Consider the following 14241-nt stretch of genomic DNA (forward strand, 5'->3'; position numbering starts at 1 on the left):
CTATTTTCGCACTGGATCTATCAAAAACAATCAAAACCAAAATCATGAAAACATTTTCTATTTGGCTCGCCCTTTTGGGGTTAACACTCTCATTGCATGCCCAAGAGGTTGCACATACCGACCTGGCTTGGTCTAATTTATTGAAACCCAAGACACTAAATAACGTTTACAAAGAAAAATTTGGGAATAAGTTCTGTATGTTCTGGGCTTATGAAAACTACATCAGCATGCGTGTATTCAACGACGAAATGCAGATGACCGAAGAGCATGAAATTAAATGGATGCACCCAGCTGACGGAGAAGTGATTTACTCCAGTCATGTTAATGCCTATGGCGATTTCTACATGATTACCCGGGTAGAATTGAAGGAAAAGAAACGCTTTGATTTCTTCTTGCAAAAGGTAAATACTGAAACCTTTGAGGTAGAAGGTGATCCTATATTCTTAACCACCATCAACTACTTACGCGAAGGATTTTTGGAGCATCCAGAATTCTATTTTTCCGAAAATGAGGAACACATTCTGGTTGCGCACAATAACATCAAAGATGGGAACCGATTCTACACCTTGAGGGTGTTTGACAATGCATTCGAGTTGAAGGATGAGTTGAGCATGGAGCACGGAAGTGAGGACTACTTGAGAACTCGTGAATTCGTGATTTCTAATTCTGGCCGGATTGCGGCTTTTTACGTTTATGAAATTCCTAAAAAACTAAGACAAAAAGGAAAGCCATCGAAAGCTGCTGTATTGGTGGATATGGCTGAAGGGCAGATCAATCCTCTGGATATCGGAGACATCGATTTCTATGTGAACGATGCAGAATTGGTACTGACTGAAAAGGACGAAGTTGTGGTAATGGGTTACTACTCATTGGAAAATACTGATTACAATGTGGGGATCTTTGTGATGCGAGAAGAGTCTGCTGGTTCTGGGTTTAACTCAGAGTTATATCCCTTTACCCAAAGCGATATTGGCTACTTCATGAATGATAAAGATAGGGCAGCACTTAAAAAAGATTTGGCCAAAGGCGATGATCGTCATATTGAGCAAGGAGGTTTTATGGTACGTCACATTATTCCGCTAAGTGATGGTGGTTATTACTTGATTGGTGAAGTATCAAACCGTCGTAATGAAATTTCCTCCTTTGGCCTGCAAGTGGGTAGTGCCTATGGATTGGATGGTATTATTATGGTTACCCGCTTTGATAAGAATTTTGAAATGAGTTGGAATAGCCAGATTGGTAAGAAGAACCTGGACGGAACTTTTGGCGGTCGTTGGGGATCTTTCCAATACATGAAAGGGGCAGACAACTCTCTTTACTTCTTGCATACCGACAGTAAGGAAAATGCTACCCGTAAAGAGCGTGATGGAATTATTGATGCTCGGGTTAAAGGCAAGGACGCAGCTACTGTTTTAACCAAAGTGGATAACGAAGGTGAGGTAACCAAAGAGGTTCTGTTTACTGAGCCTGATGTAGAGTTGTTAACTGTTCCACGATTCAGCTTTGCTGATGAAAGAACCAAGCAATTCACCGTTTGGGTAATGGCCGTTTATGCTCCGCTTCGAGTAAAACTGGGTTCCTTTACGATAGAGGATTAATCCTTAGCTAAAAGAAAGATTTGGAAAGCGGGACCCATTTGGGATTCCCGCTTTTTTTATTTTTCCCGGATCCGGGTTAGCTGAAACCCGTCTTCCTTAGTCATGGTTATGATCAGTACCTCTTTGCCGTTGTTGATTACAGGAAAATCATAATCATGAGCGATAAAACCTTTCTTGGAAGAAAAATCGATTAGACTGCCTGCATCAGCTGTAGGTCCCGAAAAGGTACCGATTCCCAAATGATCCCAGCTGGCGTATTCGGTGAAAGGACCGGATACTTTTCCTTTGAGGTTGTCGCCGTGATTGGAAAAGAGAATGGCAACTCCACCGTTGGCTCTTAAAACGGGGTAAAAATCTGAACCATTGCGAGCATAAGGGATCTTAGAATCCCAGACATGTTTGCCCTTAGCATCAAACTTGGAGCAAAAAAGGTGACTTTTCACGTAATAAGATCCGAAGGCAAACTCCTGATAGATCACGTAAACATTATCCTCTTCATCAATAACTACATCCCGGATTACAGGACGGTAAATACCCACGTAGTTTTTGGTCTCCATTGGATCACTCACATCAAAATCTTCGGTTCGATCCACCTCTTCACCGGCAGCCACCTGAAGTCCAATCTCTTTGAGTTTGTTGGCTTTGTAGATCTTAGATAGGCTCTTTTGTTCATCTTCGCTTCGGTAGTCCATAACCATATCTACCGAGAACGGGTGACCGCTGGAATAGCTCAAATCGCCTCGCTCTTTATCGACTTCGAAGGTGAAAACACCTTTACCCCAGCCTGCCAGGGTTACATCCGATCGATCGGCACCGCAGTAGTCGTAGATGGCTGCTCCTTTTACTCCACCATTTGGCGTATTACGCAGTTCTACGCGGCTTAGGTGCAAATTGCCAATCTCCATTTCGACTCGTGTAAATTGATCTCCGTCCAAAATCAGGATAAGAAAATCTCCGTATTCCTGCTGAACCCCGTCAAACATGACCTTGCCTTCCTGCTTTTCTTTAACCACGAAATACACGTTGCCATCATTGCCCAGGAGCGTTTGGAAGAGAGAAATCTGTTTGTCGTAATTTTTGATGGCCTGAGAGAGGTTGGATATCATCTTAAAGTCTGAATCGTAGAAGAGTACGAATTGAATCGTTCCCTGGTAAAGGCCCTCGATATAGGTAAGCAGAAAGTACTCATCATTCGGTGAACTTTCAATTTCGATACGGTGGTATTCCTGGTAATGCTCTCTGGAAAAAGAAAACAGGTCCATTCTTTTGGGTTCTAAGGTTTCGCCTTGAATTCGATCCACGAAGAAGAAGACCTTATCCGCCTTTTTGTCTACCACACTGTAGAGTACAGCAATATCATCCTGAACCTTGAAAACCGTTTCTACGCGGAATTCCTTTTTTTCATTGGAGTTTTTCAGTTGAATTTCATTCTCAAAGCTGAGATCTTCGTTGTAGAGTTCCACAAAATAGCGATAGCCTCCAGGACCTTTAATCGCCTCCTTGCGAACAACCACATAGTCATCACCTACTTTAAAGATATTTTGGACATCGGGAGTAGCCTTACGTTCAAAGAGTTTTCCATAGTCTACTTCAAACTGTTCGTTTTTGACTTGTGCCTGTGAAATGAAGGTGGTGAGAAGGGTGATTAGGAGGAGGTAGGAGATCTTTTTCATGGAAGATATTTTGTTCGTTATTCAAAGCTAATCCATTTTGGAGAGAACAGCTGTTTGTACTTACCGGAACGAGGACTCTAACACGAAAGTTTCTGGGAATAGGGTTATTTCTGAAATCATAGATCGAAGGAGAATTTGAAGTGGCGACATTTTTCAAGCTTCCTGCCGAAAGAACCTTTTTTCATACATTTAATGCAGATTAACCTAACTCTATGACTACTAACGATGTAAAAGTGTGCCAGGAATGTGGTACAGAAATTAGAGGCCGAGCGGACAAGAAATACTGTGATGATAGTTGTCGCAACGCCTGGTTTAACCGCCACAACCGAACCACTGGAAATTATATGCGAAAAGTAAACCGAATCCTAAAAAACAACCGAAGAATTCTCGAAGAGCTTAACCCCAAAGGAACTTCGAAAAGTACACGCAAAGTGCTGCATCGAGAGGGCTTTAATTTCGATTTCTACACCAACATTTACCGAACCAAAACCGGAAAAGAATACCACTTCTGTTACGAACAAGGCTACCTGGACATCGGCAATGGTCATTATGCCCTGGTACTCAAAAAAGATTACATCGAATGAAAACACGAGACCTTATTCAGGAAGTCTATTTTGAGGCAAAACCTGAGGAATTATATGATGCACTCATGACCGCTGAGCAACATGCCGCCTTTACCGAGGGAGAGGCTAAAATTGATCCTAATCCAGGAGGTCAGTTCACCGTTTACAATGGCTACATCGTAGGCAAAAACATACTCCTTGAGCGAGGTAAAATGATCGTGCAAGAATGGCGGGCTATTGAAGAAAACTGGCCGGATTACCACTTTTCAACGGTTCAGTTTAAAATGGCCTACCTGGATGGAGGAACTTATTTGACCTTTATTCATAAGGGAATTCCCGAAGAATATGTCGAGTCGATTTCAAACGGGTGGGAAGAGTATTATTGGAATCCGTTGAAAGCTTTTTTTGCGGCGTAACGAGAAGAATAGAAATTCATGAGTTTTACTCTTTCAGATTTGCAACTGCCTCATGACGGTAGGGAATAATCTGAAAGTCGGAACTGCGGATTACAAATCCGCGGCTCTTTGCATTCGGATTACAAATCCGAATGAATATGGGGAATAAGGTCTCATGCTCAGTTTGAAATCCGCGACTCAAAACATTCGGATTACAAATCCGAATAAGTGGAAATCAATTCCCCAAAGACCGAAAATTCCTTAAAATCAATACCAGATCTAAATAGCCTCTGTAATCCCGGGCATACATGGCATTGAGGCGTGCTGCTTCATCTGGGTTGGCTTTTTCAAACGATTGAGAAGGAGATATAACCCCTTGGCGAATGGTGGGCAGCTCATGAATATTCTTTCCTGCCGGATCATAGCCTACCCAAGTTTTCTGCCCGAAGAGGGTTCCAAACAGATTTCCGATAAATGCCATTTTTCGCTGAACGAATAGAATACTCAATGGAAGAGTAATCAACCCTGATAAACTGAAGAAAATGTCAATCATCCGCTTGTTTCTGCGGTTTCTGGAACTGGTCACAGAATTGATACTGGATAGGGAATAGAGTTCTCCAGAGGTATTGATCGAGTTACTTCCAATCACAAACAAGCTCTCGGGAGGAGCGATTTTGAACTCCAGATTTTTGTAGTCCAATTGAGACATGTGCTCAATGATGAAAGAAGAACTTAAATCCTCGGCACAAAAAATGACTTCGTCAATGTTGAAGATCGAAATTACCTCGCGGAGCTGCCCCCAGTGTCCCACGAAAAACTCGTCTTCATTGTGCGGTTCCGGAGAAACTCGGGCAACGAAATCGGGCTGAAAGGAGGATCGCTTGAGTAAGTCGATAACCCGTTGAATTTCAGGTTTGTTTCCTACGATAGCAATGCGTTTGTGTTTAACTGCTCCGAGTCTAAAGCCCCACAATCCGGTAAGGTGAAGCAGGTAGCGAAGCACCGTGCCCAATACAAAGACAGATAAACTTCCTCCAATGATGATGGCTCGGCTAAATCGGTAACTCTCGGGCAATAGGGAGTAGAGGATCAGAATGACTCCGGTTCCTGCGGCCGTGCCCAGCAAAAAGCGTTTGACCTGATAGGGTTTATCATATCCTCCGCCAAACAAAATAGCAATGATCCAAACCAGAGTATACACCGGAAAAAACAGCTGATAAAGCTGATCCGGAGTGTCAATACCGGTTAGGTGATTGTGCAGCTGCATCACCCCAAACAAGGCGAGGAGGATGACGAATCCGTCCAAAATAGCAAGGTATCCTTCCCGGATAAAATTGGTGAGTAAGGTGAGAGAGGCTCTAAAATAAATGGCCAGATTGATCAGCGCTCCAAAGAGGCGAGCGTTGTTTTTGGAAAAGTGCTTACTGGCAAAAATGACCATGGCCCGGTAGAACACAAAAACGTAGTTGATACTCGTCTTTTTGGTGCTTTCACCCTTATAATGGATAATTTTCGTTTCCGGGAAATAGTAGTTTTTGTAGCCCGCTTTTTGAATTCGGTAGGAAAGGTCGATGTCTTCACCATACATGAAGAAGGTCTCGTCAAGCAGACCAATCTTGTCTAAAACCGTTTTTCGAAGCAACATAAAAGCCCCGGAAAGCACATCCACTTCGTGAATCTCATTGGGATCCAGAAAACTCAGGTGATACTGCCCAAAGGTTTTGGATTTGGGGAATAACCGGGCCAAACCAAACATTTTGAAAAATGCCACGGGTGGAGTAGGAAGGCCCCTTTTGGATTCGGGAAGAAAACGCCCTTTTCCATCAATCATTTTTACCCCTAATCCACCACAGTCTGGATGATCGTCCATGAATTGAACGACTCGGGTGAAAGTATCTTCTTCCACCAGGGTATCAGGGTTGAGCAACAGGATGTATTCCCCTTTGGCTTCAGCGATTCCCAGGTTGTTTCCTTTGGAAAAACCCAGATTATGCTTGGAGGCAATAAGCCTAACTTCTGGAAATCGATTCTCCACCATTTGAACCGATCCGTCCAGGGAATGATTGTCCACCACAATGATCTCTGTATCCACTTGCCGCGAAGCTTTGAGTGCAGAAACCAAGCATTGTTCCAGAAAATGCCTGACGTTGTAGTTAACAATTATGACCGAAAGTTTTGCCATAGTCCTGATTCGGGACGAAAATACCAAAAAGACAGGCGGTAAAAGGCCGAAGTATGCGGAGATTCTCCGTGAGAGACTTTATTGAGCCTATACGGTCATAGAAAAGAGCTGGGTTTCAGGCTTATTGCGGTGTAGTCTTTCATCGAAACACATGCAAATATTCCGGACAAATGGTTTCCCCAAGTCATTGACCAAAAGCTCGTTTTCCTCCATCTGAAGGAGACCGTCTCCAATTAGTGGTGTTAGACGTTCTTTGATTTTTTCGGCGAAATCTTCTGGAAAATTAACCTGATCGCTTCCACGACCAACGGAGCTAAAGTCGGTGGCAAAATGACACATAACATCCAGGATTTTTTGGCGGATCAATCGATCTTCATCCGTAAGAAGATGACCTCGGAAGATGGGGATTTTTCCCTCGGCTACCCGGTTTTGATAGTCCTCAACCTTTTTTTCGTTTTGGGCAAAGGCATACCAACTGTCCGAAATGGAGGACATCCCAAGCCCAATCATTAGCTGAGTGGTATTGGTGGTATAACCCATGAAATTTCGGTGCAATTTTTTATCCTTCCAGGCTTGGTAAAGGGTGTCCGTTGTCAAGCTAAAATGGTCCATGCCAATTTCCACGTAGCCAGCCTCTTCAAGAAGTTCCTTCCCTCGTTCATAAAGCGTGCTTTTAGCCTTTCCAAGAGGTAAATCGCTTTCATCAAATTTCCGCTGACCTACACCTTTTACCCAAGGTACGTGGGCATAGCTGTAAAAGGAAAGCCGATCGGGGCGCAATTCCCGGGTTTTGTTGATGGTGTCGCGAACGTCGTCCAGGGTTTGAAAGGGAAGGCCAAAAACCAGGTCATGGCTTATCGAGGTATAACCCATTTCCCGAGCCATATCGTGCACTTCTTTTACCTGCTCAAAGGATTGAATTCGATTGATGGCATCCTGAACTTTCGGTGCGTAGTCCTGTACTCCAAAACTCACTCTTCTAAACCCTAAATCATAGAGCGTTTGGAGATGCTCACGAGTGGTGTTGTTAGGATGGCCTTCAAATCCAAATTCAAAATTGGAAGCCACCTTGGAGGTCTCCAAAATCCCGGTGATCATTCTTTCCAACTCTTCGGGTGAAAAGAAGGTAGGGGTTCCGCCACCCAAGTGAATTTCTTGAATGAGAGGTTTGTTACCTAGTACATCCAAATAGAGTTTCCATTCCTGCAGAACGGTATCGATATAGGGTGTTTCTACCCCATGGTTTTTGGTAATTCGTTTGTGGCAGCCGCAAAAGGTGCAAAGGCTTTCACAAAAGGGAAGATGGATGTAGAGGCTAATTCCTTGGTCCTGACTTTCCTCAAATGACTTTTTTACCGTAGAAATCCAGTCTTGAGGATCAATTCCCGCCTCGTTCCAATAAGGAACTGTAGGATAACTGGTGTAACGAGGTCCAGGAACGTTGTATTTGCGAATAAGAGCTTTGTCCATAAATCAGTGGCATTCCGGGGCTTCTGTTTGCGCATTGGGTTGGCTCTTTGGACTGAGGTAGGGAATTCCCAGGTTAGATCCTCTCAGTATTAGCAATAGCCCCATACCGATGGCAATAATCGGAAGAAATTTACGAATACGAGCCCGCAGAGGAGAGGTTAGTTTAGACACCACTAACGGGAGTGAAAACATAACGGGTAAGGTTCCAGCTCCGAACAAGGCCATGAACAAGGCTCCTTGCTGCCAGCTGGAGGCTGCCAAGGCACCAGCGAGCGCAATGTAAACCATTCCACAAGGCAAAAGACCGTTGAGCAGGCCGATCATAAACAGGGAGGAATAGGACGATTTCCTGAAGTGCTTTCCAAACTCGGTTTTCAGGTTTTGGGTCCATCGATAAATTCCGCCCCCTACGATTTGTTCTTTCTGAAGTAATCCCGGGAGCAGCGCAAAAAGGATGATGAGAGCGCCCAGTACGATGGAAAATGTTTGTTGTAATCCGAAGAAATGTAAGCCTTCGCCAAACAGACCTAAAACAGCACCCAGAGCTGCATAAGTGAGAATCCGGCCACTGTTGTAGGCCAATACTCCCAACGTTCGGGTGAAGAAGTTGCTTCGGTTTAATGGAAGAGCTAAGGCAATAGGACCACACATCCCCAAGCAGTGCAAGTTGCTGAGTAATCCTATTGCTATGGCTCCGCCCAGATAGATCATATCAGGGTATATAAATGTCCTTTTCCAAGAAGTAGGGGACCTCTTGATGAGTCCATTCTACTTTTACGGTATATCTACCGCTGGAAAAGGCCGTACGGTCAAACGTCTGACGCTGATTGTTCAATTTCAAATCAAAAAGGCGATCCATGGAGGCATCATCTGCTCGATAAAACTGAACTTTTCCCTGTATATCCCCAGAGGTAATGGCGGCAGGCATTTCAAGAGAAACCTCCTGTGCGGTTGCCTTCACCTTCCATTGATCCTGGTAGGGATTACTGTTTTTTTTCTGATCGATACGATTCTGATATTCAATCTCTTGCTGGTAGTAATCTTCAGCATACAAATCAGTGCTTACACTGCTAATGCTGATTACCAAATAAAGAATGAAACACATGAAAGCTACTATGGCAATGGTAATGCCTGTTCCCCAGTTAAGCTTCATAGTGATGGTCCTAAAAATGTTGTTTCTACTTCTTCGATCAATTCACCATTGCCATAGATACCGAGTGTAATTGGGGTTTTGCTTCCCGTAAAATCGCTCTGACGAGCAATGATGATGAATTTCCCTTTTACTTCCGCCTGAGCGTGAAGGAATAAAGGATCACCAACAGGTTGCAATTCTCCAATTCCATCGATAATTTTTATCTCAATGGGCATGTCGTCGTTTGTTTTGTTTACTAAGGTAACATCGTACACGTTACTGTAAACTCCTTTTTCAACCTTGTTGTACAAACTTCCACGAGTTCGCAAAATGGTTGTTTCAAAATCAGAACGACCTACAATCAAGAAACCAAGTAAGCCCAACAATGCGAATAGAACCGCAATGTAAGCCTTCATTCTTAACGTTAATTTCCAAGGTGCTTTGTCCTTAATTCCATCTTCAGATGCATAACGAATAAGGCCTTTTTCGAGACCCACGCTTTCCATCATGTGGTCACAGGCATCCATACAGGCTGTACAGTTGATACATTCCAACTGGGTTCCATTTCGGATATCGATACCAGTAGGGCAGACGTGTACACATTGCTTACAATCGATGCAATCTCCTTTGCCCAATTCCTGGCGGTCTTCGTTTTTACGAAATCTTGCCCGGTTTTCTCCACGTGCATAGTCGTAGGCTACCACCAGGGACTTGCTATCTAATAGCACTCCTTGCAGACGTCCATAGGGACACACTACGGTACAAACCTGCTCTCTCATTTTGGAGAATACCAGGTAAAATACAGTGGTGAAGATGACAATACTGATCAAGCCCGTTATATGCTCCATCGGATTGTCGGTAACGATGTGGAAGAGCTCTACATTTCCAATAATGTAAGCCAAAAAGGTATTGGCAATCAAGAAGGAAATCGTCCAGAAAATGACGTGTTTAATCGTCTTTTTACGGATTTTTTCTGCATTCCAAGGCGCCTTTTTCAGTTTCTTTTGCTGTTTCCAGTCGCCTTCAATCCAATACTCGATCCGCCGGAAAACCATTTCCATAAAAATGGTTTGGGGACAGATCCATCCACAGAACAATCGGCCAAATACCACAGTAAATAGTGCGATAAAGATGACCATTGCGATCATGGCCAGGGCAAACAAGTGTAAGTCCTGTGGCCAGAAGATTTGCCCGAAGATGATAAACTTTCTTTCGAGCACGTTAAACATCAGGACGGGTTCCCCGCCGATGCGTAGAAAAGGTCCGGAAAATAACAAGAGCAGCAGCAGGTAGCTGAGTAGTTTTCTCTTGTCGTAGTATTTTCCGAAAGGTTTTTTAGGGAATATCCAAATCCGTTTACCCTGCTCGTCAACGGTTGCTATGGAATCCCTAAAGGATTTTTGTTCCTCCATTAAAGTGATGTTATTCCTCAACCTGAGCAGTGGCGGTACTATCCGCCGCTGCTACAGGAGTTTCTTCAGCTTGTGTGCTGTCCACTGGGGCAGCTGGAGCTTCCTCTACCGGAGCCACCAAATCACCTTGCGGATCTTTCCCTTCTGGTGGTGCTACGTATTCTAGAGACATTACGTAAGATGCTACCTGTTGCATCTGTATTGGGTTAAGCTCATCCTGCCAACTCTTCATACCGTTTTGTGCACCATACTTGATAGTGGCAAAAACGTCGTTGATCGTACCTCCGTGAATCCAGTAATCATCTGTCAAGTTAGGACCAATGTTTCCTTGTCCTTTGTCTAAGTGACAGGTTTTACAATATTGCTGGAACAGGCTTTCACCGCTAGCCAGAGCTCCTGCATCACTGAGGTAAGTAACTGTATTCTCATCTACACTCATTGCTTGAGATTCGAGGTAGGCTGCTTTTTCAATTTCTGCTTTAAGGCTGTCTTTGGTGTATTCTACGTGTTGAAGATCACCCCATCCTACCACGTGATAGTTGAATAGGTAGATCACTGCGAATACGATAGACAAATAGAATCCGTACTTCCACCAAGGCGGCAAGTTGTTGTCCAACTCCTGGATACCGTCGTAGTCGTGATCCATAAGAATAGAACCTTCTTCTTCCATAGAAACACGGTCGGTAAGCACTTTAGACCAGCGCTCGGAAGCCTCCTTAGATTCTTTGGCCAATTCTTCCTCAGTTTTGTCTACGTTGATCAGAGAGTTCAACATATTCCTCAAATAGTAGAGGAAATAGAGCAAAATCAAGTTGATGATAAAGGCGGCCAGAATCATCTCATTTGTTGGTACAAAACCAGTAGCTTCGGCGGTTGCTTCAGCAGCTGGTGACATAGCCAATCCGAATGTGGGAAGAGATAGCCCAATCAAAAGCAGTAACGCATTTAGGTTACTATTTGATTGGCGGTTAGACCGTTCTAACTTTTTCTTAAAGGCATCGCTTCGTAGCAATCCTTTGATAGCTGATCCGGTCAATACAATTAGGAACAATAGCAGGGCTGCCATTGCTACCAGAGTCCAAAATATCCATTGCTTTTCCATGATAATCTGCTTGTTTCTTTATTAGTCGTTTAATGGATAATCGCTTATCTCTTTAATTTTTTCCTTATTCGCTACCATCACCCAAACCAGAAGTCCGGTAAAAAACAAAACGAATATGCTCATCGATATCAAGGGAAAGATTTCAATCCCTTCGATTCCTGTCATGTGATGTTTGATAAATTTTAGCATGATCGTTCTTTTTTAGTTATTGCTGTTTTCAGAAATCTGTTCGTTCAACGGATCATTCGTGGTATTGTGAATGTCAGATCCAAGGCGTTGTAAGTAGGCGATCAAGGCAACAATTTCTTTGTTTTTCAGATTCTCAACCTGATCAGAAGTACCATCACCACCCATCTTAGTTTTTACGATGTCCTCAGCGATTTTGGAAGCCTGAGCATCCATGTGACCCTGAACCTTTTCTTCAAACCCTTCTGGGTAAGGAACTCCTAAAGTTCTCATGGCTCCGATCTTGTCTTCCGTCATGGAACGGTCGAGATCATCTTCCTTCAAGAACTCGTAGGCTGGCATGATAGAACCTGGAGATACGCTCTCTGGATCAATCATGTGATCATAGTGCCAGGAGTTACTCTTGTTTTGTTTTAGGTTACCAACCCCTTCACGGTGCAAGTCTGGTCCGGTACGTTTAGAACCCCACTGGAATGGGTGATCGTAAACAAATTCACCAGCTTTAGAGTATTCACCGTAACGCTTGGTTTCGAAACGTAGAGGGCGTACCATTTGAGAGTGACAGTTGTAACATCCTTCACGGATATAGATATCGCGACCTTCAAGTTCCAGCGGAGTGTAAGGTTTTACACTTGCGATGGTAGGTACATTAGAGCTGATCAAGAAGGTAGGTACCATTTCTACAATACCACCAACAAGGATCATAACCAAACTCAAAATCAACATTTGGGTAGGCTTTCTTTCAATCCAACGGTGCCAGTACTCTCCAGAGTGAGTAGTAACTGTTTTTGGTAGAGCAGGAGCTTCAGCATCTTCATTTGGAACAAAGGTTCCCATGGCAGCTGTTTTGATCAAGTTGTAAACCATGATCAAGGCACCTACGATGTACAATCCACCACCTACAGCACGCATCATGTAGAATGGACGCAACTGAGTTACAGTTTCCAGGAAGTCTTTGTTGGTCAAGCTTCCGTCCGGGTTAAAGTCTTGCCACATAAATCCTTGGGTAAATCCAGCCCAATAAAGAGGAACGGCGTAAAGAAGAATACCCAAAGTAGCAATCCAGAAGTGGGCGTTTGCCAAAGCGTCAGAGTACAATCTGGTTTTCCACATCTTAGGTACTAGGTAGTAAAGCATACCGAAGGTCAACATTCCGTTCCAGCCCAAACCACCTACGTGTACGTGAGCGATGGTCCAGTCAGTAAAGTGAGAAAGAACGTTTACACTTTTAAGAGACATCATTGGACCTTCGAAGGTGGACATACCGTAAGCGGTAACTGCTACCACCATAAATTTCAATACTGCACTGTCTCGAACTTTGTCCCAAGCACCACGCAGGGTGAGAAGTCCGTTAAGCATACCTCCCCAAGATGGAGCGATCAACATAATAGAGAACACTACACCAAGACTCTGTGCCCATCCAGGAAGAGCGGTGTACAAAAGGTGGTGAGGTCCAGCCCAGATGTAGATGAAGATCAAGGCCCAGAAGTGGATAATCGATAGACGATAAGAGTATACGGGACGATTGGCCGCTTTAGGAATAAAGTAGTACATCAATCCCAGGTAAGGAGTGGTGAGGAAGAAGGCCACCGCGTTGTGTCCGTACCACCACTGAACCAAGGCATCCTGTACCCCGGCGTACCAAGAGTAACTTTTTAGGAAGGAAACGGGAAGTTCAAAAGAGTTCACAATGTGCAGAACCGCTACCGTAACGAAAGTGGCGATGAAAAACCAGATGGCTACATACAGGTGACGAACCCGACGAACCAAAATGGTCATAAACATGTTCAGTCCAAAAACTACCCATAATAAGGTGATGGCAATATCAATCGGCCATTCAAGTTCCGCATATTCCTTACCTGTGGTATATCCAAATGGTAGGGTGAGAACGGCACTTAAAATGATGATTTGCCAACCCAGAAATTGAGGTTACTCAGGGCATCACTCCACATTCTGGTTTTAAGCAAACGCTGGAGCGAGTAATAAACCCCTGCAAAAATTCCGTTACCAACAAAGGCGAAAATAACGGCATTGGTGTGCAATGGTCTGATTCGACCGAAGGAGAGCCATGAAGTGAGGTTCAGATCTGGCCAAACCAACTGACAGGCCGCCAGCAATCCAACAATCATTCCGATTACTCCCCAAACGACAGTCGCAACGAGGAATTTTTTGACGATACTGTTGTCGTAGGAAAATTTCTGAAGTTCCATATTAGTGAGATGTTTTGGAATCGGACTCTTTTTCTCCGGTTCCATTTGAGATTACGTGATTATTCTTAGGGTAAATATTATCTGAAGAAGGGTTCTGCTGATCGTCAAAGAGTATTCGTACAGCTGGGCTGTAATCGTCCTCGTATTGACCACTTTTGACGGCCCAAAGAAAGGCGATCAAAAAGCCGCCTGCTACTAGGAGGCTGACTAAAATTAAAAGAAAGATGACACTCATTGGTCTTCTATTTGCGTTCCCAATTTACAACAAAGAGAAAGTATAAACAACTGTTAAAAAAGGTATGCAGTCATACAAAATTC

General features: G+C 43.8%; 12 protein-coding genes and 1 pseudogene. 3 read left to right on the top strand and 10 right to left on the bottom strand.

What is annotated here, in order from left to right; all coding sequences use genetic code 11:
• Nucleotides 1–44 precede the first annotated feature (44 nt).
• A complete protein-coding gene (locus KFE98_14160) occupies nucleotides 45–1598 on the top strand; it encodes a hypothetical protein (GenBank protein UTW61151.1) in 1554 nt (517 codons plus the stop codon).
• A 56-nt stretch (nucleotides 1599–1654) separates the two neighbouring features.
• Here the strand turns inward: KFE98_14160 and KFE98_14165 are convergent, their stop codons facing one another.
• Entirely contained in the window at nucleotides 1655–3271 is a 1617-nt protein-coding gene (locus KFE98_14165; GenBank protein UTW61152.1) for a hypothetical protein, read from the bottom strand.
• Nucleotides 3272–3483: 212 nt separating this feature from the next.
• Between KFE98_14165 and KFE98_14170 the strand changes: the two genes are divergently transcribed.
• Both KFE98_14170 and KFE98_14175 read left to right on the top strand, forming a co-directional pair.
• Nucleotides 3484–3855 carry a hypothetical protein gene (locus tag KFE98_14170; GenBank protein ID UTW61153.1) on the top strand — a complete coding sequence of 124 codons (372 nt, stop codon included), beginning with the start codon at nucleotides 3484–3486 and terminating at the stop codon, nucleotides 3853–3855.
• Nucleotides 3852–4250: an SRPBCC domain-containing protein gene (locus tag KFE98_14175; protein UTW61154.1), complete on the top strand. Its 399-nt coding sequence runs from the start codon at nucleotides 3852–3854 to the stop codon at nucleotides 4248–4250. The genes KFE98_14170 and KFE98_14175 overlap by 4 nt, the downstream gene beginning before the upstream one ends.
• A gap of 214 nt (nucleotides 4251–4464) precedes the next feature.
• On the opposite strand, the gene KFE98_14180 is transcribed toward KFE98_14175, so the two are convergent.
• The 9 genes and pseudogenes from KFE98_14180 to ccoS form a co-directional block, all read right to left on the bottom strand.
• Nucleotides 4465–6411: a glycosyltransferase gene (locus KFE98_14180; GenBank protein UTW61155.1), complete on the bottom strand. Its 1947-nt coding sequence runs from the start codon at nucleotides 6409–6411 to the stop codon at nucleotides 4465–4467.
• A gap of 87 nt (nucleotides 6412–6498) precedes the next feature.
• On the bottom strand, nucleotides 6499–7881 hold the full coding sequence (gene hemN / locus KFE98_14185) for an oxygen-independent coproporphyrinogen III oxidase (GenBank protein ID UTW61156.1): 1383 nt from the start codon (nucleotides 7879–7881) through the stop codon (nucleotides 6499–6501).
• Between the two features lie 3 nt (nucleotides 7882–7884).
• Nucleotides 7885–8592, bottom strand: coding sequence for a sulfite exporter TauE/SafE family protein (locus KFE98_14190; GenBank protein ID UTW61157.1), 708 nt, complete (start codon nucleotides 8590–8592; stop codon nucleotides 7885–7887).
• 1 nt (nucleotide 8593) lies between these two features.
• Complete coding sequence (locus tag KFE98_14195) at nucleotides 8594–9034, bottom strand: FixH family protein (GenBank protein ID UTW61158.1); 441 nt, start codon at nucleotides 9032–9034, stop codon at nucleotides 8594–8596.
• A complete protein-coding gene (ccoG, locus tag KFE98_14200; GenBank protein ID UTW61159.1) occupies nucleotides 9031–10425 on the bottom strand; it encodes a cytochrome c oxidase accessory protein CcoG in 1395 nt (464 codons plus the stop codon). Before ccoG ends, KFE98_14195 begins: the two co-directional genes overlap by 4 nt.
• 10 nt (nucleotides 10426–10435) lie before the next feature.
• Nucleotides 10436–11491: a c-type cytochrome gene (locus KFE98_14205; GenBank protein ID UTW61160.1), complete on the bottom strand. Its 1056-nt coding sequence runs from the start codon at nucleotides 11489–11491 to the stop codon at nucleotides 10436–10438.
• Nucleotides 11492–11548: 57 nt separating this feature from the next.
• Nucleotides 11549–11716, bottom strand: coding sequence for a CcoQ/FixQ family Cbb3-type cytochrome c oxidase assembly chaperone (locus tag KFE98_14210; GenBank protein UTW61161.1), 168 nt, complete (start codon nucleotides 11714–11716; stop codon nucleotides 11549–11551).
• A gap of 12 nt (nucleotides 11717–11728) precedes the next feature.
• Nucleotides 11729–13923 (bottom strand): annotated as a pseudogene (ccoN, locus tag KFE98_14215) (cytochrome-c oxidase, cbb3-type subunit I).
• A 1-nt stretch (nucleotide 13924) separates the two neighbouring features.
• The gene (ccoS, locus tag KFE98_14220; protein ID UTW61162.1) at nucleotides 13925–14158 is read right to left on the bottom strand and encodes a cbb3-type cytochrome oxidase assembly protein CcoS; all 234 of its coding nucleotides are present in this window, start codon (nucleotides 14156–14158) and stop codon (nucleotides 13925–13927) included.
• Nucleotides 14159–14241 lie beyond the last annotated feature (83 nt).

The organism is bacterium SCSIO 12741, assembly GCA_024398055.1.
Lineage (GTDB): Bacteria > Bacteroidota > Bacteroidia > Flavobacteriales_G > Salibacteraceae > SCSIO-12741.